The following is a 23,724-nucleotide window of genomic DNA, read 5'->3' as shown; positions in this document are numbered from 1 at the left end:
ACTTGGCGATGGACGTCGTCAACCTGAAGATCAGCAAGCTGGGCGGGCTCACGAAGACGAAGCAGGCTCGCGATCTTTGCGTCTCGATGGGAATCGCGATGACGCTCGAAGATAGTTGGGGAGGCGACATCACGACGGCGGCGATCGCGCATCTTGCGCACAGCACGCCCGAAGAGTTTCGCTTCACTAGCACCGATTTCAATAGCTACGTCACCGTCAGCACGGCGACCGGCGCACCGCAGCGCCGCAACGGCTACATGGAAGCGAGCAAAGAACCAGGCTTAGGAGTGACGCCGCGCATAGAGGTTCTCGGCAAACGCGTCGTCGAAATCGCTTGATCGTCGTCCTGCCTTCGTCATTCAACTCAAGAGAGAATCTTCGATGTCGTCTTCCGATCTGTTTCGCGGCTGCATGCCGGCTTTGATGACGCCGTGCTTTCCGGATCGCTCGGTCAACTACGAAGCGCTCGTCCGCAAAGCGCGTGAGCTGATCGATGTCGGGATGCGCGCCGTGGTCTATTGCGGGTCGATGGGAGATTGGCCGCTCCTCACCGATCGACAACGGCAAGAGGGAGTGCGTCGGCTGGTCGAGGCGGGGGTGCCGGTCGTCGTCGGCACCGGGGCCCAGAATCCGAAGCTTGCTGCGGAGCATGCGGCGCACGCTCAAGAAGTCGGTGCTGCAGGCCTGATGCTGATACCGCGATTGTTGTCGCGAGGGGGCTCGGCGTCGGCGCAGCGGTCGCACTTCTCCGCGGTCTTGAAAGCGGGCGGCGATCTTCCGGCCGTGATCTACAACAGCCCCTACTACGGCTTTCAGACCAAAGCCGACTTGTTCATGCAGTTGCGAAGCGAGCATCGTAATCTGGTCGGCTTCAAAGAATTCGGCGGTGCGGAATCGCTGAGCTATGCGGCTGAGTTCATCACGAGCGCCGATCCCGAGCTCGCGCTAATGGTCGGCGTCGATACTCAAGTCTTTCACGGCTTCGTGCGCTGTGGAGCGGTGGGAGCTATCACGGGCATCGGGAATGCGCTGCCGAAGCCGGTGCTGCGACTGATCGCCTTATGCGAACAAGCCGCGGCCGGAGACGCCGTGGCCCGCCGACGCGCGCTCGAACTCGAAGAGGCCCTGCATGTTCTCTCGAAATTCGACGAAGGGCCGGATTTGGTGCTCTTCTACAAGCACCTTCTCGTCTTGGAAGGTAACCCCGAGTACGAGTTGAACTTCAACGAGACGGATGCTCTCAGTCCGTCGCAGCGCGAGTTTGCACGGCAACAATGGCAACTGTTTAAGCACTGGTGGAGCACATGGTCGGCAGCGGGCAATTGAACGACGTCGATTCCGGCATTCGCGTCGTGGATTCGCATACCGAAGGGGAGCCGACTCGCGTCGTATTGAGCGGCGGTCCGGACCTCGGCCAAGGTCCGTTACGCGAGCGCTTACAACGATTTCGCACGACGGTCGATGACTTCCGCCGCGCCGTGATTTTGGAGCCTCGCGGTTCGGAGGCGATGGTGGGCGCTTTACTGTGCGAGCCCGAAGATCCGACTTGCGCAACCGGCGTCATCTTTTTCAACAACGCCGGTTATCTCGGTATGTGCGGCCACGGAGCGATCGGCGTCGCCGTGACGCTGGCCTATTTGGGCCGCATCGGGATCGGAACCCATCGCTTCGAGACGCCTGTCGGAATCGTCGAAGTGCAGCTTCGCTCTGCGCATGAAGTCGCCATCGAGAACGTACCGAGCTATCGCTATCGCTCGAAGGTGACCGTCGAAGTCGAGTCGCTCGGCATGGTGGTAGGTGATATCGCTTGGGGCGGGAATTGGTTCTTCCTCGTCGAGAAGTCCCCTTATAATTTGACCGCCGACAACATCCGCTTGCTCAACGATGCCGCTCATCAAGTCAGGCTGACTTTACGACAGCGTGGGATCACCGGTATCGCCGGCGCGGAGATCGACCATGTCGAGTTCTTCGGACCGGCGCAGTCGGCGGCAGGAGACAGTCGCAACTTCGTGTACTGCCCTGGGGGAGCTTTCGATCGCTCGCCGTGCGGTACAGGCACCAGCGCGAAGCTCGCTTGCCTGGCGGCCGACGGCAAACTCAAACCGGGCGATCCTTGGAATCAAGAGAGCATCATCGGCAGTCGTTTCACGGCCTCGTATCGTGAAGACTCCGCAGGGCGAATCATTCCCACCGTTTCGGGTCGCGCTTACATCTGCGCCGAGACGACCTTGATACAACAACCGGAAGATCCCTTTCGCAACGGCATTGCGATCCGGCCGGCCTTCTGATCGCGAACGCGTGCCGTCGAACCTGGGCATCGCACCCGACGTAATCAAGGCCGGAAAACGTAGCGACGAAAACACAGGGAGCATAACATACGGAAGTGGCCTCACTTTCCGGCTTCGAGTTCATATCGTCGTGACTGACGAATCTTCTCTCACCGACGTCACCTCGCAGAGTTTGCTTTCGCGCGTGCGGCGGCGCGCGCCGGGGTCGTGGGAACGGATGTCGGTGATCTACGGGCCGCTCGTGTATCAATGGGCGCGGCGTTGCGGGCTCCTGGCCGAAGACGCGGCGGACATCGTACAAGACGTATTTGGTGTGCTCGCACGACGTATGGAAGACTATCGAGGCGAGGGGAAATTTCGCGGTTGGCTCTGGACCATCACGCGCAATAAGGTTCGAGACCACTTGCGACGTTCGCAAGATCAGGCCGTCGCCGCCGGCGGATCGACCGCCTATCGATACCTGCAGCAACTCTCCGACGATGAGCCCGAGCCGTGGTCCGTGGCCGAGGAACGGAGCGCCGCGGAAAAGAGCGGCGTAGCACCGTGGACGCCGGGCGCACTCGGCGTCGCGGCTCGTACATTGGAGCTGATCCGCGCCGAGTTCGAGCCGACGACGTGGCGCGCGTTCTGGATCGCGACGATCGAAAAACGAACCGCCGCCGACACGGCCGCCGCTCTCGGCATGACGAAGCATGCCGTGCATCAAGCGAAGTACCGCATACTCCGCCGCTTACGCGAGGAATTCGACGAGCTTAAGTAAAGAGGATCTGCCTTTACCTAAACTTGCAATTCGGAAGCACTTGCCGCAGAGCGTCGACCATGGCCGGCGAAACTTTCGATCCGTAAGAATCCAACATCTCCAACTGCTTGCAATCTTGAAGTGGCGCTAAATCGAACACCGGCGTACTACAGCAATTGAGAATCGTTAACGGCATCCCTCGAAGCAGCGAAAGATCGGATACCTGAGTATTGTTGATCGAGAGAAGCGTCAGACGCATTCCTCGTAAAGGCGATAGATCCGATACGGACGTTCCGGTGAATTGCAGCGAAGTTAAAGACATACCTTGAAGCGGCAATAGATCGAAAAGCTTGCTTTGCACCCCGTTACAGATGAGGACCGTCAAGCTGGGGAAGGCCCGAATCGGATAGATGTTCGTCACGTTGGTCGAGACGAAATTGACCTCCTTCACGATGCCGTCTTCAATTCTCGGCGCCAGCTTTCCATCGAATCCCGGGTTGAGTTCCACCATTTTCTTCGAGACGGCTTCGACTTGCTGTTGCACCGGCATGGCGGCGACTTCGTTCAGCCATTTCTGATAAGCCGCATTACCGAGCGGGCCACGAGGATCAGCGGGCGGCAATCCTGCTGCCGCCGCAGGTGCCGCAGCGGTCGAACCGGGAATCGCGCTCGGGATCGCGGCGCCGACGGGAATCGAAGAACCTCCGCTGAGCGGCGTCGGCGGCAGCTTGCGTGTCGGAACGACGGCCGTCGCTTCGGCGATCCGCTTCTCGATGCGCGCTTTTTGTAAACCGTTGAGCGACGGCAGCGCCGCTTGATACCAATAGAGCGAGGCTACCGCGAACTCTCCCTTCGACGCGCTCTTCGACTTTGAAGCGTCCCAGAACGCATCGGCCAGCGTCGTGCGCGCCGCGCCATCGGCCGCGACGGCCACGCTCTTCGCGGCCAAATCCTTCCAGCCGTCGTCGCTCCCTTTCGCCAAGTGCGGAAATGCCGTCGGCCAATCCCCTTCGATCAGCGCCCGGTAGCGACCGACGGCGAGATTCGCTTCGGCATCGTCGGGGTTCGCCGCCAGTTTCGCGAGCGCGGCCTTCGCGGCAGTCCATTCCTGTTGCCTGCCCGCCAGCAACGTATTGCGATCGCGGGTCGTCTTCACGGCCGTCGTGTCGCCGATGCGCGGTGCAACCGTTAGGGCGTAGTCGCCGAAGCGCTTGGCTTCGTCGAACGCTCCTTGCGCGACAGCCGATTCGAATATCGCCGAGATGTCGTCGTAGATGCCTTTAGCCACGGGCGTCGGCTTCGACTTCGCGAGCACCCCCTTCCAACTGTCGATGTACACGGTCGCGGTGTCGACGTTGAAATCGGTCACGATCGCCGTCAGCACGCGGCGGAGCATCGCTTGGTCGTCGCCGTCGAGCGCGAACGTGCGCGCCTCGTTGAGCAGCACGTAGCGATCGGTCGGGTCGGTCGTTTGGCTCGATTGCTCCAGCAGCTTCTCGGCCAGCTCGGCCTTCTTATCCGGCATGCGGGCCGCGGCGTAGTCTTCCTTGTAGACTTCCTTGATCAGCTGCAACGCGGCTTGCTGCGCCTTCGCATCGGGCACGGCCAAGCGCGACGGCCCGGCCGGAGCCGCCGGTGTATCGCTCGGCGACGTCGAGGCCGGCGTACCGGCCGCCGCTGATGCCGGGGTGGTCGGGGTCGTCGAGGCGAACGGCACGGCGACGATCTGCGTCGGCGACGGTCCGGTCTTCACCTTCGCCGGATCGAAGCCGATCTCCACGGTTCTATCCGCCAGCATGGCCTTGAGCTTGGCGACACCGGCTTCGGTGACGCGCGTGCCGATCAAGTCGACGCCCGCCAAACGTGGGATCGCGGCCAAGTCCGGCACGCAAGCGTCGGTCACTTCGGTGCCGCTCAGCCCGAGATAACGTAGAGACTTCGCGTTCCGCAAGTGCGCCGCGCCGGCGTCGGTGATGCGCGTGTCGTTCACTTCGAGCGGCTCGCTGAGCAACGGAAACTGGGCGACGATCTTTTCAAGCCCGCCGTCGGTGATCTCCGTTCCCGACAGCCACAGCGACTTGATGTCTTTCAAACCTGCGAGTCGGGCGATTCCCCTATCGGTGATCTTGGTTCCTCTCAGGTCCAGGCCCGTGAGCGTCGTCAAACCGGAGAGATGGGCGAGGCCGGCATCGGTGACTTGCGAGTAAGGAAGTCGGAGCCCGTTGATCTCGCGCAGCCCGACGAGGTTTTCCAGGTCGGCATCGGTAATCATCCTCCGGCTTTCGTTGTTGTTCGCATTCTCATAGAAATCGATGTGCCGCGTCGTAAACGGATCGTCGGGCAACGGATTCGGCCCGACGCCTCGCCCGTTGTGGCGAATCTGCAACTTCGCGCCGAGCGGCAGTGCCCAAAGGACCGCGCGGCGCTCCGGATCGGTGATCGGCAACAACCGCGGCGCCGTGGCTAACAGAGCCGGCGGCGCCAAGCTCCACGTCACTTGTGCGGGCTTCGCCGTAGCGGCCGGCTGGTCGACGATTCGAAACTCGTACGAAGCGTATTGGTTTCGGCCGAGGCCCGCCGTCGGAACGCAAGTCACGGTCATCACGTACCGGCCGACCGGCAACGCCGAGATCCGCAGAGGCAACGAACCCTTGACCATCTCACCGCTCGTGAGCGTCTTGTTCGTGCTCGAAATGCGCGGCGCGCCGACGACGATTCCCGCCGCGGTCATCGGCGCTTTCTTCCAATCGGTCGCTGCAAGCAACGCGTCGGGGCCCGGCTCGAGGCATTGTAAACGGACCTGCACGGCGGCGACCGGCTTGAACGCCGCTAAGTCGGAATGATGGTAAGTGCCCGTGAGCGAAAACTCTTGCGACTTCGAATTCGTGACCCGAAATTCCATCGTCGGGCTCTGACCGACTGCGAGCTCCTGCGGAAGCGGATCGAAGTCGAAGGCCAAGATCTCGGTCGGCGACGAACGGTTCGAAGTCGCCGCCGGATTAACCGCCGCAGGTGTTGCAGCAGGGACGGCGATCGGCGTCGTAGCGACGGCGGTCACAGCCGGCTTCGTTGCGCCGAGCATCTTCACGACGCGGAAGCCCGTGTGATTGTTGCGTGTGATCCGGTCGTAACCGCAGCGGTTGGCGCTGCGGAGCGTCGTTTTTTGGCCGCGCCACGCCCCTCCGCGAATGACGTAGGTGCCCTTAGTCGCCGGCCCGGTCGGGTCTTCGGCGGTGCCGGGTTCGTAGGGCTTCGTATTGTAGATGTCTTGGCACCATTCCCAAACGTTGCCGCTCGTGTCGTACAAGCCGAACGGGTTGGCGGGTTTCGTGGCAACGTCGGCTCCCGGTTTCGTCACGGTGAATTCGGGAATTTTGGCGTAGTCGTCGCCGTACCAGAATTGCGTGGTCGTGCCGGCGCGACAGGCGAACTCCCATTCGGCTTCGGTCGGCAGGCGATAGCCGTTCGAGGTCGTGCCGACGCTCCATTTCCAAGGTCCTTCTTTGCGATAGGCCGGCTGGAGTTCTTCCTTTTCGCTGAGCCAATTACAGAACGCCGCGGCATCGTTCCAGGTGACGCAGGTCGCCGGGCAATGGTCGGTCACCGGATAGCCGGGAGCACGCCACGTGTGATCGCCGTCGGAGGAAATGACATTGGCCGGCTCTTCGCGCTCGGTCACGTACTTCGTGGCCTCGACGAACTCCCGAAACTCGCGAATCGTGACCTCAGTCATGCCGATTCGATACGCACTGCGCAACACGACGCGATGTTGCGGAACTTCGGTGTCGACGAATTGCTTTTCGTACTTCGCTTCCGGACTGGACTGCAACGCCGCAGCTTGTTGCTGCGGGGTGCTCCCCATCAGAAACTCGCCGGCCGGAATCAATGCGAGCTTCATCCCCACGGCATTCTCAGCAACTTCCGGCTGCCCGAGAAACGCAGCCCAAGCCGCCTGCAACGACTTGGCCTGCGCCGCATCGAACGGCGCCACGGCCCGCGCAGGAATGCCGCCGCGCGGCGGCAGCACAGGGGCGGTGGTGATCACGGTCGTTCTAGGTGCAGGAGTGGTCGTCGCGACGTTCGCGCTCGGAACGGCGAGCGGCGTCTTGCTCGAAGGTAGGGAAGGTGTCGAACTCGGCATCGCCGGCGTAACGCTCGCGACTCGCGGCGCGCTCGCGGTAGCCGTCGGCTCGGCGGTTCCGACAATCGGCGGCGCGGGCTTCGGTGTCGGATTGGCTAGCACCGCAGTGCCCGACGGTCTCGTGTTTTCCGGCGGCACGCCCGTGGGGTTGAACGCCGTCGGATCGGTCACAACGGCGACGCTGCTGCCGTCCGGTGCGTTGACCTCGGCGAGCTTGTTGCCGTCTTTGTCGCGAATTATGAAGAGGATGCCGCCGAGAATCAGCAGGCCTCCCGCGCCGGACGCGATCAACAGCGGCAGCTTGCTGCGCCCCTTCGGCGGCACGGCTCCCTTCGCCTTCGGTTGCGTCGCGACCATCGTCGGCATCGCGCCGGCCGCAACCGCCGGAGCACGCACCTGCACCGATTGCACGGCGATACCCGGCTCGAGAATTCCCGGGAGCGCGTCGGCGACTTCTTGCATCGTCGGGCGTTGGTCAGGTTGCTTCGAAAGCATGCGTGAAACGAGCGCTTCGAGCGCCGGCGGGGCGTCGGGCCGCATACGTCGCAGCGGCGGAATCGGTTGCTCGCGATGCGCGAGAAGCTTCTCCATCAACGTTTCGCCGGCGAACACACTCTCGCCGGTGAGGATGCGATAGAGCGTACAGCCGAGGCCGTAGACATCGGACTTCGCGTCGGCCCGGCTGGTGTTTAGCGCTTGCTCAGGGGCCATGTAGTCGACGGTTCCCATCACCGCGCCGCTTTGCGTCAATTCCGCTTCTCCCATTCCGCCGCCGAGGCCGGAATCGTCGAAGCGCGCAAGGCCCATGTCGAGCACTTTCACGGTGCCGTCGTGGTCGACGAGCAAATTGCCGGGCTTGATGTCGCGATGCACGATTCCCTTCGAGTGCGCGAAGGCGAAGCCGCGCGCCGCTTGTGCGATGTAGTCGCACGCGAGTTTGACGTCGAGCTTACCTTGCTTCTTCACGAGCGAAGAGAGGTCCGGACCGGAGACGATCTCCATCACCAAGTAATGGACGTTGTCTTGAGCGCCGGCATCGTAGGTATGCACGATGTTCGGGTGAATCAATTTCGCGGCGGCACGCGCCTCGCGCTCGAAGCGCTTCACGGAGTCGGCATTCTTCATCGCCGCCGGCGAGAGGACCTTCAGTGCGACGATCCGATCGAGCCTGCGATGGCGGGCCTTAAAGACCTGCCCCATCCCGCCGGCCCCGAGGCGATCGAGCACGAGGTAGTCGCCGTACACGAGCGACTTTCCTTTGCCTTGATACACCGCGGCCGCTTGAAACTTGGTGAGCTTTCCTTGTTGCACTAAAGCTTGCGCCAAAGCCTGTACGTCGCCGGCCTTCTCGGCCGGAAGCTGCTTGTCGATGATCGTGATTTCGCCGGCGGAGACGAACCCGATCGTGGTGATGAACTCGACGAACTCGTTGCGATTCATGGTTCGAGCCGCTTTGGGTTCGGGACTGAGCGAATTCTTGCCGGCAGCGGCATCTCGCGGATCCGGCCCGTCCGTTGGGGGGCCGTTCCGCTTTACGGATTCCACCACTTTAAGGCAGGCGGCTTCGTCCACATAGGGTTGCGCAACCCCCGAGGCTTTGATCAGCTCGACCAAGTTGCTCGCCGATGCCGACACGAATTCCTGGACGGTTTCTTCGCAATCCGCACACGTAGCGATGTGCTTCGTCACCTCTTCCGCTTGCTCCACCGGAAGTATCCGCTGAGCATAAGTCTTTAGTTCGGCGGGCGTTGGGCATTGTTTTGAAGGCATTCGTCCGATCCTCTTCAGGCACTGAATACAAGCGATTCGAGGCGGAACAGCATGATACCGTGCAACGGCTTGTCCCCTCACCTATCTATGACGAAAGGGGGTTCATACGTTTTTTCGACGCCGCCGGACGCCGAACGCGCAAGAGCGCAACCGCCGTTCTCGGGTGAGGCAGGTCGTTACGTCAGCGAGGGATGGCGACGCTGATTTGGAACAAAGTGATGGGACGATGCGAGTCGATCCGTACACTTCGGCTAAGTTCGAGAGAAGGTCGATTCACGCGATGGTTGATAACGGATACTCAAATGCGGCGTCGACTGCCGAGCTTGTCCCGCGGCGAGGGATTGCAAACAGGACTGCACCAAGCCGCTGGTGAGGAGCGTGCGCTCGACAGGATAAGGAGCTTGGCCGGTGACGAACATCGTTTCGGCCTGCGACATGAGTGGAGCCGAATACGCTACATTGGGAATCGGCGGTAGATGGAACATCGTGGACATGGGCTCCGCTTGCGACTTCAATCGAGCGGCCACCGTGAAATCTTGGACGAGTCCGTTCATCAGCAACATCGTTGCCCGCAGGCCATCGCGATATTCCAAGCGATAGGCGATGGGCTCTTTGACCCACCGGCGCACGTCGGCAAGGGTGGGGAGTCGATGACTGAACGATTCCGGTTGATGGAGCGTGTGGCTGCGGGCGAGGCAAGCGGCAAACAAATCGGCGTCGATTCCTCCCTGGGACCAAGCCTTCGTTTCCAGCATTTTCCAAACGGCATCTCCCCGGAGTGCCTGCACGGCCGCAACTCCGGTTTCCCCTCCACGTCGTCGTTCGACGAAGCACTGTAGGGCCTCGAGGGCGTGGAAGTCGTAGATGTCGGTCGACCCGTGTGCAAGGCACAGAGCCTCGTCGAGTTCGGCGTCCGGCGGCAAATCGATCGCGGGCATACGCCACGTCACGGGCAACGAGGAACCCGCTAATAGCGGAAATTTCAACTCGCGGGACGTGTCGACCATGTCCTTGGCCCAAGCGAAGTTCCAAGACAGATGTTTGTCGTTGAAGACGGGCGTCGTGCGGCCGTCGCGGCGGAACACATCGACGATCTGTTGAAATAATTGATAGCGCGGATATTGTTTCTGACCGATGTCGTTGAGCGGATAGTCTCCATGTTCCCCGATGAGCAACACGGCGTCGACGGCCAGCGTATCGCCGCCGCAACGCAAGGCCTCGGCCACGGTCGGATAGACACGAAAGCCGAACTCCTTCCCGCGCCCTTCACTCAAATCTCCCTTAGGCCGCTGATCGACGTAAGCCGAAACCACATCGATCGCAGGATGGTGCCACTTGCCGTTCTTGGGGTAGCCGACGAGAAATCGCTCGGCCATATGCCAAGCGTGCGTGCCGTATGTCCACAGGGTCGTGACGACGGCCAGACGTTTACGCTTCTCCCCGGCTATTGGTTCGGCGGCCGAGTTGGATGCGGTCCATACAGGCATCGCCGAAAGTCCGGCACCCGCCAGCTTTAAGAAACTGCGACGTGAAGTGGGCACGTGAATGATCTCCGAATGCGAGTCACAGCGAACGCGTCTCGATAAGAGCACGCCAGTTATCGAAAGGAATATACCGGATGTGAAGACGAGCGAATTTAATCAAATGCGGGCATACGACCCGAGGTCCAACGCTTCCGATCGGAAGTGACGACTTTTTTTTGATACGACAAGCGCGAACGACAGTGACGTTGTCGGAGTCGAATGACTTCCCGACGGCGATGCGAAGTTTTTGCCGTCGTCGTTCACCGGCTCTCAGGCGAACGGGCGTAAACGGAGCCGCCTATTCGATTCGGTGCTCGCCGCGCAATAGCTTTAGGCGACCATCTTCAAACCGTTGCCGAACAAACTGCGATCACCGAATAATGGCGGCTGCGAATCGTGAACGTCCTCGCAGGCGAGAGCTTTCCCAAATTATCGGTGCTCGCGTGCGGAACCGATTGGGGATAAAATTCATCCAAATCGCATCGGAGCGGATGAATGCACGACGTCGAAGCCGATCAATCTTCCATCACCTCGCAGAGCTTGTTGCTGCGCGTCATGGAGCGCGATGCTTCCGCTTGGGCTCGCTTGTCGAAGATCTACGGGCCGCTCGTTTACCATTGGTCGCGGCGTTGCGGCTTGTCGGAGGAAGATTCGGCCGACATCGTACAAGAAACATTCGGCGTCTTGGCGCGGAAGATCGAGACGTTTCGTCGCGAGAAAAAAGGGGACGCGTTTCGAGGCTGGCTGTGGATTATCACTCGCAACCGCGTGCGCGATCATGTGCGCCGCTCGTCGGACCATGCGATTGCCACCGGCGGCACGGCCGCGAAACTGATGCTGCAAGAAATCCCCGACAACTCGCCGGAGCCGATCGAAGACGCCGAGCAACGAACTGCCACCGATCATGGTCTGTTGCTCCGGACGCTGGAGTTGATTCGGGCCGAGTTCGAGCCGAAGACTTGGCAGGCGTTCTGGGAGATGGCGGTCGAGCAGCGGACGGCTGCCGAAGTCGGTGCGGCGCTCGGAATCTCGAAGCACGCCGTGCATCAGGCGAAGTATCGAGTGATGAAGCGACTGCGCGAAGAAATGGACGGGCTGGCCTAATCGAGCTCGGCCGATGATCTGCGCTCGGTATCCGAGCTCGGGCCGGGCCGCGAAACCCATGGTTTCGTCGTGCCCGTTCGGGGCTTTGGCAAGAAGGTGTGAATACCTTGCGTTGTTAGTAGGTAAGGAAGCTTGCGCCGCACCTCGCCGAGCCGCTCCCATCGCCGCCGAAACTTTTCGCTAGGACTCTTCCGCATGTCGAACCGTAAATGCCCAAGTCATGCCGAGCTATCGGGTTATGCATCGGGAGCCCTAGCCGCGGGCGCGGCGGAGGAAGTAACGATCCACATCGCCGAATGCACAAGCTGCGAAGATACGCTGCAAAATCTGAATGCCGGTGCAGACGGCCTTCTGAAGCGAATTCAGTCTCGCCCGGCCGCCGAAGCCTATGTCGAGGAGGCCGCTTGTCTTAAAGTAGTTAGTCATCTAGGGGGGCAAATCCCGCCGGCCGACCCCGGCGTGCGCGATGCGAAAACCTCACGGCCCCCGATAAGCGGCCCGCAATCCGAACGAGTTCGTCCTATGAACCAAACCGAATTCGCCGAGTTCGTCACCACCGGCGGGCTCGTCTCCGCAGATGAATTAACCGTCGTCGAAAAGGCGCATCCCGAGCTCGATAAGTCCGATGCTCAATCGCTGGCTAAGTTGCTGGTGCAGCAGGGCAAACTCACCAAGTATCAGGCTGCCGCGATCTACCAAGGCAAAGGAAAGTCGCTCGTCTACGGCGACTATCTCGTGCTCGATCGGATCGGAGCCGGCGGGATGGGCCAAGTCTTCAAGGTGCGGCATCGCCGCATGGACCGCATCGTCGCGCTCAAGGTGATGTCGCAAGCCGCGATCAAGAACGCCGACTCCGTCAGGCGGTTCGATCGCGAAGTGCGCGCCGCCGCGAAGCTCACGCATCCCAATATCGTGCATGCCTACGACGCCGGCGTGCAGGATGGAGCGCATTACCTCGTCATTGAATACGTCGAAGGCAACGATCTCTCGGCACTTCTGCGGCAGCAGCAGAAGTTCCCGGTAAAGCAGGCCTGCGGCTTTATCGAACAAGCGGCCCACGGCTTCGCCGAAGCACATTCCAAAGGGATCGTGCATCGCGACGTGAAGCCGGGCAACTTGCTTGTGAACAAGGCCGGGGTAGTGAAGGTGCTCGATATGGGCTTGGCCCGTTTCGACGACGAAGGAATCGGCGGCGCGATGAAAGAAGGAGAGCTCACGCAAAGCGGCTCGGTGATGGGGACGGTCGAATATATGGCCCCGGAACAAGCGCTCGACACACGTCACGCCGATGCGAAATCCGACGTCTACGGCCTCGGCTGCACGTTGTTTCGCGTCGTGACCGGCGAGCCTGTCTACGCAGGGCGTACGCTCGTCGAGAAGATTCTTGCGCACCGCGAGCAGCCGATTCCGACGATTCGCAAGTTCCGACCCGACGCGCCGCCGGCGCTCGATCTGTTGGTGGCACGGATGCTTGCGAAGAGCCCGACCGATCGCCCGACGATGCAGGAAGTGGCCGACGGTTTGGCGACGATCGATTTCACGCAATCGAAATCCGGCGCGCTCGACATCCCGCTCGCACCGATCTCCACCGGCTTACCCACGCCGACCGATCCGACGCCGACCGGTGGCTATGCAGTGACGCAGACCGCGCACGCACCGCTGCCGAACGTCGCCGGGCCGATGGTGCGCCCGCGCACGGCCGGCGCCGCACCGCCGAAGAAGAAGTCGAACATGCCGCTGCTGGCTGCCGCCGGTGCCGGAGCGCTCTTGCTCTTCGGCGGCATCTGGATCTTCGTCAAAGATAAAGACGGCAACAACGTCGCTACGATCCAAGTACCCGAAGGGGGTACGGTGCAGATGGTGTCCGGCGGAGCGCCGCCCGCGATCGCGCCTGCTCCGGTCGCGATCCCGTCGGCAACGCCCGCCGCGACGCAACCGACCGCGTCGATGTTCACCACGCCGTCGGTGGCCGTAACTCCGACCACGCCGACGACGCCGAACATAGGCGTCGATCCTGCCGACCCATCGGTCGTCTATGTCGACCCGGCACGCGAGCGCCGCGCGGCGCTGAAGATTCGAGAGCTCGGCGGCATGTTCACGATCGCGACGCCCGACGTGCCCAACTTGCTGGTGAAGCCCACGGATGAGATTCCGAGCTATCCCTTTGCCGTGACCGGCATCGGGTTGAACAACCGAAAACCGACCGATAAGGACATGGAAGCGTTCGTCGGCTGCGGCATGGTGCGCGAGATGACGCTCTACACCGGCCAGTTGACCGATGCCGGCCTGCAAACCATCGCGAAGTTCCCGCTAGTCGATTCCTTGCAGGCCGCCGGCGGCGACCAACAATTCACGGATGCCGGTTTGCAAGTGCTCGCCACGATGCCGCGTCTCCGCTCGTTGGATATCAATGGCACGAAGATCACGGCTGCCGGCGCGGAAGCGCTGCATAAGAAGCTGCCGCAAGTGGCGATTCAGTATCCGGGCGGCACGTTGCCGGGCCAGCCGATTCCACGAGCCGCGCTGAAAGTCGCGTTCCGCGCGAGCAGCGAGCCGGCCGTCGCGACCGGTTCTCCCGCGCTCGGTGCCGAGCAGATCAAGATCACGTCGGCAGCCTCTTTCACGCCGAGGCGCGTCGATGAACTTTTTGCGACCGGGCCGGTTCCCGACGTCGTGAAAAATCTCTCGGCCTTGGCGCTGGTGAACGTGCCTAGTGCGGCCGATATCAACAACGGGAAGGTCGAGTTCGTCGTGCAACGCGATGGGCCTTTGTACATGGGGGCGTCGTATGCTTACGACGGCAACCCCAGCGGCGGCGACTGGCCATCGCAAGTCACCGACGAAGCCAAGCTGAAAGCACAAGGCTGGCGGCCGGTCGGGTCGGGGGCCATTCGCCAACAGATGACCGTGCCGGTGCAAAAGCCGGTCGACTTTCCGCACACGATCTACGTCCGCGATTGCAAGGCCGGCGAGACGTTCTCGATTCGGACGCGCAAGTACAATCCGCCCGTCTTCTTCGTGGGAGCGAGTGCGGCTTCGGGGATCGCTTCGTCTCCGAGCACGCCGGCGGCCCCCGCCGCGATCGACTACGCACTGGAGCGCGAAGTCGCCATAGCGTTGATCTCTCGCGGAGGTCGCGTGCAGGTAAAAGCACCCGGCATCGCAGTCAAGGATATCATCACGGTCGACGCCCTTCCGACCGAGCCGTTTCAAATCCTCGAATACAACTGCTATGGATCTAAAGGGGTCGGCGATCAAGATCTGCCGAAGATTCGCCGATTGTCGGCCTTGGAGACCCTCGGTCTAGGGCCTTCGCAAGTCACCGATCAAGGGCTGATCGCGCTGCAAGGCATGCCGACCTTGAAGAAGCTCAATCTCGGCACGACGAACGTCATCGGGTCGGGGCTCACCTATCTCGTCGATCTGCCGAGTCTGGAGACGCTCGGTTTCGGCAGTCAATCCATCGACAACTCCGCGGGCACACAGCTGCGCCGCTTTACCAACCTAAAGCACTTTTCTCTCTGGCGAACGCAAGTCTCCGACTCGGCCTTCATCGCCTCGATGACGAAGCTCGATCACCTTATTCTCAACTACGCGCTCCAGACGGACTTCTCGCCGATCACGAACTTGAAGGACTTGCGAATCCTCGAGCTCAAAGAGTCGTACGTGATCGACGCCGACCTGAAATTCTTCGGCAGCCTCTCGAAGCTCGAACATCTTATTCTGAGCCGCTCCGATGTCAGCGATGCCGGGCTCCCTTTCCTCGAAGGGTTGACGAACCTCAAGCACCTCGAAGTCTCCGACACCTACGTTACGAACGAAGGAGCGGCACGGCTGCGCGCGAAACTGCCGGGCTGCCAAGTGAGCGTCAAGACGAAGGCCGGAACCCGACCGTCGCAACGTCGTGTACCCCCGACACCGGTCATGTCGATCGCCGCAGCGCCGGTGCCCGCGACAAATCCCGCGACGATCCCCTCGGCCACCACACCTGCCGCGGCGCAAAATCTTTCCGTCGTCTGCGAGAAGCTCGTCGCTAGAACGAAGCCCGTCGGACTCATCGCCGGCGGCATTGCGTTCGATGCTCCTCGGGGGAACGGTCGCAGCGGTGCCAACGGCATCATCGTGCCGGCTCCGTCCGATTGGCGAACCGCCGGAACCTGTTGGAAGTTCAACTACACTTGGTCGCTGAGCGCGCATGGTGTGATCATGATCCATCCGTTCGCCGGTGGTCACTTCCGCATCACCGTGATGCCGGAAGGGGCCGACATGGCGCCGGGTGGGCCTTGGAATCCGAACGGAGGCACTTCCGTCTACGGGCTCATGAAGAAGTTCCCGATGGCGACGACGGCCGACACCGCAACGGTGTTTCCACTCAAGGAAAACATTACCTACGCCGTGACGAGTCGCGTCGATAATCAAGGCAACTATCAACTCTTGTTCGACGACAAAGTGGTGTTCTACGGCCAAGTCGTTCCGACGCCGCAGCTGTTGATGAAGCCGCCGTTCGAAGATGCGATGTGCCCGGAATCGGTTCCGGTCGCCCATGCCGGTCTCGTGATCGGCCCGCGCGACGGCGGCACCAACGAAGCCGCGCAAGTCCGCCTGACGAGCAACGCGCGAGTCCCTGCGACGCGCACCACGCCGCCGGCGGTCGTGGCTTCGACACCAACCACGCCGACCGCAACCGTCACCGTCGCCTCGACACCGGCGGTGTCTCCGGTCGCCCCAAGCTCGCCGGCGGCCGCCACGCCGGAAGCCGAACGGGCCGCGGCGATCGCCGTGCTCGCGAAGCAAGGGAAGATCAAGGTTTCAGTCAATGGTCGCGAGACGCCGGAGATCACTGCGGCCGCATCCCTGCCGACCGAGCCGTTTCATGTCGTTCAAGTCAGCTTCTACCAAGTCGCCGCGGTGGCCGATCAAGATCTGATTCCTCTGCGGAGCATGCCGGAGTTGCGGCACCTCGACTTGCTCGGCACGAGCATCACCGACGAAGGCTTGGTTCATCTCGCCGGCCTACAGAACCTCAACTGGCTGCATCTGACCGGCACGAACGTGCGCGGCCCCGGCATTCGTCATCTGATCAACTGTCCGAAACTGACGACGCTTCGTTTCGGCGACAAATCGCTCGACGATTCGGCTGTGCCGTATCTCGCGCAGATGAAGCAAGTCGAAAGTTTCGAAGCGGTTCGATCTCAGCTTTCCGATATCTCTTGGATCGCGCCGCTCGAAAACCTCCACACGCTTCACGTCGGCGGCGGCTCGCGAATTTCCGACATCAATTCCGTTCGAGCGAAAACGAAGCTGAGATATCTGAATCTATGGCGTACCTTTCTTCTCGATCGCGACCTCATGCTTCTGCGCGATCTTAAGGAAATGGAGAATCTCAACCTCGGCGAAACGGACATTTCCGACGCCGGCCTGATCCACCTGGAAGGCCTGACGAAGCTCACGCGGCTCGAATTGATCGACACCTACGTCACCGACGCGGGCGTCGCGAAATTGCGCACGAAGCTTCCGGGCTGCAACATCACGATCCGCACGAAGTCCGGCTCCCCGCCGGCGCAACGTCGCACGCCGCCACCGGCACAGGAATATGCTGGGCCGGCGTCGAGCCCGGCGGCGCCGAATTCGTCGTCGCCGAGCGCGACCGTTGCATCGGCGATCCCGAGTTTCGCCCCACCGCCGAGCGTGTCGAAAGATCGGAAGCCGGCTCCTGATGCCGCTGCGCAACAAACCGCATTGAAGTCGATTAAAGAGATCTTCGTCGACGACTATGCCGCGGCGAAGACTTCGGAACAAAAGGGAGCGCTCGCGACGAAGCTCATCGACCAAGCACGGCAAACCAACGACGATCCGACGTCGCGCTACGTCTTGCTCGGCGAGGCTCGCACGCTGGCGACCGACGCCGGAGTGCTCGAATCGCTCAACGACGCGCTGCGGATTCAGCTCGAAGAGTACGAACTCGATCCGGTGTCGACGCGGCTCGATGCCTGGAACGCGCTACTCAAGCGTCCGCGCATCGAATCCGCCACGGTATCTCAGTTGGCTAAAGAAGCGAACAAGCTCGTCGACCAAGCGACCGTCGATGCCCAGTTCGACGAAGCGAAGCGCTACGGCGAATTCGCACTCGCGACTTCGCGCCGCTTGGCGAATTCCGCGGCGGTGGTCAAGCTGCTCGTCGAGCGCAACGCCGCCTTGGCCGCCCGCCAGAAGGATTGGCCGACACTCGTCGCGATGGCCGAGAAGTTGAAGACGACTCCCGACGACGCCGAAGCCAACCTCACGATCGCCCGCTATCTGGCCCTCTCGGCCGAAGATTGGCCGAGAGCGTTTCCGTTGTTCGCGAAGTCGGGCGATCCGACGTTCGTCGAACTCGCGGCGAAGAGCCTCAAAGCCCTCGACGACTTGAGCGCGCAAGGTGCGGCCGGCGACGCTTGGTGGGACGCGGCGCAAACCGCCAAGCTGGCGCAAAAGCCGGAACTGCTCGCCGGGGCGCATTACTGGTATTCCAGCGCCGTGCCGGTCTTGAGCGGGCTCGCGAAGACGCGCATCGAGAAACGGATCGCCGATATCACGCCGCAACTCCCGACGAAGAAGATCTTCGCCTCGACGCTCCCGAGCTACTCCGATGCGCCGACGCAGCTCAACAACTCCGGTGCGGTTCCTTTCGACCAACGGGCCTTGCCCAATCGAACGTTCGGCGAACCTTCCCCGCCTAAACCGTAATCGCCGCAGCAGCCCGTGTTGTTCGCGAGTAACTGCACGGGTAGCTGACAGGGCAGCGCGAGGTCTCAGATCTTTCCGTCTTGCAACATTTGAAAGAGTGCTTTGAGGACCGTTCCGGAGTCCGTAAGCATCATCCCCTTGCCGCCGCATCGATCGCACTTCCTGCCGATTTCGACCACAGGCGCAACCTCCGCAGGTTGAGGCGGCGAAATGATTCCGTCGCCGCCGCACGCCGTGCAGCGATGAAACAAATCCTCAGGGCGTATTTCCACGTCTAGCTCCTTTTGCTGCTTTCCATCTGCTCCAGCGGGAAGGTTAGCAGGCATTCCGGCGCGAGGCTAGCGGCCGTATCGGCTGCCGAAGGTTATGCAACTCAACCCACGATAGATGGGGGAACGAATCGTTGCCGGCCGCTCGGCGACTTCTCGCAAATTTATGGAAATCGCACACGACACCGGTATGATGTCGTTTCCGGGTCGACGCAAAACCACATCTGAGGATCGCACCTATGCCCAACAACGATAACGCTCCGTCGCTGGACAAAGATAGCCACGCCGAACTGGAGCAGGTTCGGAAGGGAAAATCGCGTAAATTCGTGATGCTTTGCAAAGGCGTGTCGATCGTCAGCCTCGTCGTGTACAAGAAGGGGAGCGTCGAAAAATATAAGAAGCAAGCCAAGGAAGCGGGCACCGGACAGGTCTATTACGGCGTCGTTCAAGGCCCTGGACCGGACATCGTTTTTAAACTGGCGGCTTCCGACGGCTTCGACAAAGAGCCGGTGAAGCCGCTCGTGTTGAAGCAGTTTCTCGAAGATGCCGGCTTCAAGTTTAAGCCCGATTTCGAGCTGGTCGCGTCGCACCCGCCGGTGCTCGACGAAGACGACCTGCTCGTGCAGCGCTATCTCAAATTGCGCGATGCCTCGACGACGGCCGGCGCCGCGCATCCCGACCGCGCGGCCGAGCTCAAGACGCTGTGCGACGAGATCGCTCGGCACCTCGATCAAGACCAAGACGACGAAGCGGTGAAGAAGCTCGGAGCGTTGGAAAGCTTGCTCGGCAATCTTTCGAGCGGAACGAAATCGACCGGCTCGAACGGAACGATTCCTCCTGCTCCCCCTCTGCCGCCGCAAGATGGCGAGATGCTCCGTTTCACGGCCCGACTGAAAGCGCTGAAGCCGGAGCTCGATGACTTGGTCGCCGAAGGAACGCCCGAGGGGGCCGAAGCGAAACAAATTGCCGGTGAGCTGCCGACGATCGCCAAAGAGCGAGCGTTCGGCAAAGGAAACCAAGCTCTGGATCGGATCGAAGAGCTGTTGGGCGGACCCGCGCCGAGTTCGTCCGGTCCTCCGCTGCCGCCTGCGGCAATGCCGGTGACCGCACCCGACCGGAAGCTCGCCGCGGCGCTGCGCTACCTCGGCCCGGATCTAACGCAGGCCTTGCGGGCGTATCCGGAGCGAAGAGAAGAGATCGACAAGTTGAAGCTGGCGGTGGACCAATGCTTGAAGGCGGGTCGTTACGAAGAAGGGGAGCAAGTAATCGGACTCTTGGACAAGCTTTTGAAGTCGCTCGGCGCAGTAGATCCGGAGAAAGCCGCGGTATTCCGCGAACCGTGGTCGCTCGCGCGGGAAGCCTGGGACGCAGCCGTCGCCGAGGTACGAGACCAGATGACGGAATTGCAAAACGTGCTCGTCGATTCCGAAGACGAAGACCTACCGGAAATCGGGGCGTTCGGCTTGAACGCGGTGACGCAGCAGCATCTCGTGCCGCTCCGCGCCGCATTGATGGAACTCGATGCCACCGGGCCCGACCGATTGAAGACGGCTGCGAAACGGGTGCAGAACTTGTTAGTCGCGTTTCGCAAGCATATCGAGACGAGCCCCAAGGTTCAGGCGTGTGAAGAGAACCCGTTCGGCATCAACGTGACGATTCGTCAAACGCTCGAGCCCGGATTCGACGCCCTGGAGCGCGGCTTGAGCTTCATCACGGCCGGCTAGAGCCGAAGCCGCTCGATCGTAGCCGGCCGCTTACGGTCGGCGATCGCTCTCAATTTCAATAACGCACATCTCAGTAGAGGAAACTTCCCATGTCGCCGCTTGTCTCCGATGAAGAAGCTCTGGAAGCGTTTAAGAATGCGTTCGGCGTCCACTCGGTCGTCGAAAAAAAAGATGCCCGCATCCGCATCGGCAAGATCGATATCGCTTTGAAGCAACTCGCTAAGACGATTCGCTTCGCTCAGGATTGCGGAGTCGACCGCCGTGCGCTCATGGTGCTGGCGCAAGAGTATAAGCGTCTGTCGGACCTTGTCGGACAATTCGAACAGCAAGCGTTGCCCGACATGAAGCAGCTCGAGGCACTGAAGAAAACGTGTCGAAGTTTGGAAAGCCGAGCTCAAGATGCCCTCGCCAAGCGGCGCTTGCCTACCCTGCCGGACGATGCGGGAATCTTCATCTTCGATGTGCCCGGGCTCGACAATTTGGAAAAGCGACAGCGAGACGAGAAGATTCAAGAAGTTCGGCAGAAAGTGTGCCGTGGGGCGGGGCTTGCGTCCGGTGCGCTGTCGGGCCTGCCACCTTACGATAGCTCGGCTCCGACGAAGGAAAGCGTCGTCGACCTCTGTTGGTATCTCAAAGGCATGGCTCAAACGAAACTCGGAGAGCCGTATCAAGAAGGGGCGATGACGCTCGACGATCCTAACGGCAACTTGGCGAAATTCTTCGACAATTGCCCGGACTCCTACCCGCGCAAGTCGAGCCATCTCCGGCCGCAACAACAGCAAGCGGGTTCCCAAGGACGCGGGCTCGACATCCCCGGCGGCTTCCCGGGCGACATGAACACCGTGCTTTGGCATCCGTACGTCACCGATAAGGGAGAGCGGCGGATCTATGTGAAGTTCGAGTCGGCCGGCTCGCACTCCTTCGTCGACAAAGGGAAGCGAGAAGTCGCGCGCAGACAGGAAAACGACAACGATTCCGATCAGGCCTGGCAGCATACGTTGTCGTTCTTCGGAATGGCCGAAAAGCCGAATGTGAGGAAGGTAGAAGTCGCGCAGACGCGCGAAGGAACGGTGAACGGTGCCGTCCTCGCGGCGTATTCGGATCTTCGAGATGCCTGCCCGACCTATTCCACGATACTGGACCGCAATAAGCAGAAATCGAAGCAAAACTCCGAAGGGAAAATAACGGGTGGGAGCCGCGCTCTCGCGTTCACGCCGTTCGCTCCCGACTATTGGGACGTGCAGTCGCAAAACAAGAACGTCGAAGACATGCTGGCCGACGTCATCGCGAACAACAAGCAGCTATGGCCGCAAATCAAACCGTTCGTCTTCGCTTGGCGCCAGGCGATGCAGGACGCGGAATACTACGACAACGCCTCGCAACGGCTCGGCGACGAGATCGTGCTGGTGACGACGGATCTTAAACCGGTCACGTCTCCCGTCCCGAACGAAGGAGACATCAATCGAGATCGCGCGCTGATTCCGATGATGGATTTGTTGCGACTGCAAAGGGACCAGCAACCCAGACTGATGACCGGCGACAAAGACGCCCTCTTATTCGTTTATTACGAAAAGCTGACGTTCCCCTCTCCGGTTCGACGAAATCGGTTTGTCGATGTTCCGCACGTACTGCTCGTCGATACTCAGTCGACGCAATTCTCCGGGTGCCTCTCCGGAGGCGCGCGGATGGAGATGGGAACGATTAAGAAATGGACGGGGGGATTGCCTCGAAAGAAGCACTTCGAATACGTGGGCAACGTCACGCAACAAGAAATGTTCGCCGCCCTGCAGAATACCGGCTGGGATATGGGCAACCTCAAAAAAGCTACGGACTTAATCAAGAAAGGTTGATCCGCGCCGACCGGACGCGACCTATCGTTCGCAGCGATAAAGCATGCAACGACCACAACGACGGATGTGCCCTTCAGTTCATAGGATCTCGACGCCCTGCACAGGAACTCAAGAGAAATGCCTTTCAAGGTTTCGCTCGTAGCGGCGTGCATCATCTTCTGCTCGACGCAATTTGCGTTGGCGGCGGACTCCGCGGACTGGCTTTCGTGGCGCGGGCCGTCGGGCAACGGGAGCGTCGAACAAGGGAGCTATCCCGTTAAGTTCGGTGCCGACAAATATCAGTGGCGCACCGAATTGCCGGGCCGAGGATGTTCCACGCCGATCTTGCTCGACGGAATGATCTACCTGACCTCGCCTGCCGACGGCAAAGACTCGGTCCTTTGCTACGGACCTGACGGCAAGGAAAAATGGCGCACTCTTTTCGACGAAGAGAAGCCGGGCAAACATCGTAACGGCTCGGGAAGCAACGCTTCTCCGGTCGCCGACGGCAAGGGTATCTTCATCTTCTTCAAAAGCGGCACGCTCGCCGCAGTCGAGCTCGACGGCAAAGTCCGTTGGAAGACGAACCTCGTCGAGCGGTTCGGGCCCGACACCCTCTTCTGGGATCACGGCACGTCGCCGGTCTTGACGGAGAAGTTCGTCGTCATGACGCGCATGCACCACGGAGAATCTTGGCTCGCCGCGTTCGACAAAGCCACCGGCGAAATGGCCTGGAAAGTCGCACGCAACTACACGACACCCGTGGAATGCGACCACGGCTACACGACGCCGCTCGTGATCCAACATCAGGGGAAGGAGTCGCTCCTGGTCTGGGGAGCCGAGCATCTCACGATTCACGACGCAGCCGACGGACGAGCGTCGTGGTCGTGCGGCAACTTCAATCCCGACGCCAACAAGCTATGGCCGGCGATCGCGACACCGGTGATCGTCGGCGACATGGCGGTGATCGCCTATGGTCGCAACGATCGAGGGCTTCCGCGGCTCTACGGAATCCGTCTCTCGGGCACCGGCGACGTCACCGAGACGAATCACGTTTGGCGGCGCGACGACCTCGGCACGTTCGTCCCGACGCCGGTCGTATACAAAGGCCGCGTTATTCTGGTCCGCGACAAAGGCGAAGTCGCCTGCATCGATCCCGCCACCGGAAGGACGATTTGGGAAGCTGCATTCCCGAAGCACCGCACGAATTTTTACGCCTCGCCGCTGATCGCCGGCGATAAACTCTTCGCCCCGCGCGAAGACGGCACGGTCTTCGTCGCAAGCGTGGCCGGCGACAAGTTCGAATTGTTGTCGGAAAACAATATGGGAGAATCGGTCATCGGCTCCCCGGTCCCGGCCGCAAGCCGCCTCCTCGTACGTGGCGAGAAACATCTCTTCTGCATCGCTCCTGAGTAGCAGCCGCAACTTTGCTCCGAAAGTCCCACCGAGAAGCCGACGGCACGGCAACCGGCGAGCAGCGGTTGCCGCAAATGCTCGTGCATACAGGCGTCGGGCTCCGCAATGGGTGGATCCGGCGGCGACCTCGTCGCCGGGGAACGCCTAAAACCGGCAATTACCGTGTCCCTTGCCCGTAAACAGGCTATCATAGAG

Annotated in this window: 12 protein-coding genes; 9 read left to right on the top strand and 3 right to left on the bottom strand. The window is 61.1% G+C overall.

The genetic code is table 11. From position 1 onward, the window contains the following. The 4 genes from K8U03_26070 to K8U03_26055 form a co-directional block, all read left to right on the top strand. Positions 1-338: mandelate racemase (locus K8U03_26070; GenBank protein MCE9608366.1), on the top strand; the 338-nt coding region annotated here is incomplete at its 5' end. A gap of 43 nt (positions 339-381) precedes the next feature. Further along, positions 382-1,326 carry a dihydrodipicolinate synthase family protein gene (locus tag K8U03_26065; GenBank protein ID MCE9608365.1) on the top strand — a complete coding sequence of 315 codons (945 nt, stop codon included), beginning with the start codon at positions 382-384 and terminating at the stop codon, positions 1,324-1,326. Positions 1,327-1,343: 17 nt separating this feature from the next. Continuing rightward, positions 1,344-2,288, top strand: coding sequence for a proline racemase family protein (locus K8U03_26060; protein MCE9608364.1), 945 nt, complete (start codon positions 1,344-1,346; stop codon positions 2,286-2,288). 130 nt (positions 2,289-2,418) lie between these two features. Further along, a complete protein-coding gene (locus tag K8U03_26055; GenBank protein MCE9608363.1) occupies positions 2,419-3,048 on the top strand; it encodes a sigma-70 family RNA polymerase sigma factor in 630 nt (209 codons plus the stop codon). Between the two features lie 13 nt (positions 3,049-3,061). Here the strand turns inward: K8U03_26055 and K8U03_26050 are convergent, their stop codons facing one another. Further along, positions 3,062-8,938, bottom strand: coding sequence for an SUMF1/EgtB/PvdO family nonheme iron enzyme (locus K8U03_26050; protein ID MCE9608362.1), 5,877 nt, complete (start codon positions 8,936-8,938; stop codon positions 3,062-3,064). A 251-nt stretch (positions 8,939-9,189) separates the two neighbouring features. Then, entirely contained in the window at positions 9,190-10,425 is a 1,236-nt protein-coding gene (locus K8U03_26045; GenBank protein ID MCE9608361.1) for a hypothetical protein, read from the bottom strand. 531 nt (positions 10,426-10,956) lie between these two features. On the opposite strand from K8U03_26045, the gene K8U03_26040 reads away from it, so the two are divergent. Both K8U03_26040 and K8U03_26035 read left to right on the top strand, forming a co-directional pair. Then, complete coding sequence (locus K8U03_26040) at positions 10,957-11,565, top strand: sigma-70 family RNA polymerase sigma factor (protein MCE9608360.1); 609 nt, start codon at positions 10,957-10,959, stop codon at positions 11,563-11,565. Positions 11,566-12,087: 522 nt separating this feature from the next. Further along, a complete protein-coding gene (locus K8U03_26035; protein MCE9608359.1) occupies positions 12,088-18,291 on the top strand; it encodes a protein kinase in 6,204 nt (2,067 codons plus the stop codon). Positions 18,292-18,356: 65 nt separating this feature from the next. Here K8U03_26035 and K8U03_26030 read toward each other — a convergent pair whose 3' ends face one another. Continuing rightward, positions 18,357-18,563: a hypothetical protein gene (locus tag K8U03_26030; GenBank protein MCE9608358.1), complete on the bottom strand. Its 207-nt coding sequence runs from the start codon at positions 18,561-18,563 to the stop codon at positions 18,357-18,359. A gap of 236 nt (positions 18,564-18,799) precedes the next feature. On the opposite strand from K8U03_26030, the gene K8U03_26025 reads away from it, so the two are divergent. The 3 genes from K8U03_26025 (at position 18,800) to K8U03_26015 (ending at position 23,529) form a co-directional block, all read left to right on the top strand. Then, complete coding sequence (locus tag K8U03_26025) at positions 18,800-20,284, top strand: hypothetical protein (protein MCE9608357.1); 1,485 nt, start codon at positions 18,800-18,802, stop codon at positions 20,282-20,284. Between the two features lie 89 nt (positions 20,285-20,373). Next, positions 20,374-22,134 carry a hypothetical protein gene (locus tag K8U03_26020; protein ID MCE9608356.1) on the top strand — a complete coding sequence of 587 codons (1,761 nt, stop codon included), beginning with the start codon at positions 20,374-20,376 and terminating at the stop codon, positions 22,132-22,134. 117 nt (positions 22,135-22,251) lie between these two features. Continuing rightward, positions 22,252-23,529: a PQQ-binding-like beta-propeller repeat protein gene (locus tag K8U03_26015; GenBank protein MCE9608355.1), complete on the top strand. Its 1,278-nt coding sequence runs from the start codon at positions 22,252-22,254 to the stop codon at positions 23,527-23,529. The last annotated feature ends 195 nt before the right edge of the window (positions 23,530-23,724 follow it).

The organism is Planctomycetia bacterium (assembly GCA_021413845.1).
Lineage (GTDB): Bacteria > Planctomycetota > Planctomycetia > Pirellulales > PNKZ01 > PNKZ01.
This window is presented reverse-complemented; position numbering and strand designations above follow the sequence as displayed.

Bases quoted from the DNA above. Each gene is read 5' to 3' on its own strand.
- K8U03_26050 (MCE9608362.1), bottom strand. From the start codon at position 8,938: ATGCCTTCAAAACAATGCCCAACGCCCGCCGAACTAAAGACTTATGCT.
- K8U03_26045 (MCE9608361.1), bottom strand. From the start codon at position 10,425: ATGCCTGTATGGACCGCATCCAACTCGGCCGCCGAACCAATAGCCGGG.
- K8U03_26015 (MCE9608355.1), top strand. From the start codon at position 22,252: ATGCCTTTCAAGGTTTCGCTCGTAGCGGCGTGCATCATCTTCTGCTCG.
- K8U03_26065 (MCE9608365.1), top strand. From the start codon at position 382: ATGTCGTCTTCCGATCTGTTTCGCGGCTGCATGCCGGCTTTGATGACG.
- K8U03_26035 (MCE9608359.1), top strand. From the start codon at position 12,088: ATGAACCAAACCGAATTCGCCGAGTTCGTCACCACCGGCGGGCTCGTC.
- K8U03_26040 (MCE9608360.1), top strand. From the start codon at position 10,957: ATGCACGACGTCGAAGCCGATCAATCTTCCATCACCTCGCAGAGCTTG.
- K8U03_26025 (MCE9608357.1), top strand. From the start codon at position 18,800: ATGCCCAACAACGATAACGCTCCGTCGCTGGACAAAGATAGCCACGCC.
- K8U03_26020 (MCE9608356.1), top strand. From the start codon at position 20,374: ATGTCGCCGCTTGTCTCCGATGAAGAAGCTCTGGAAGCGTTTAAGAAT.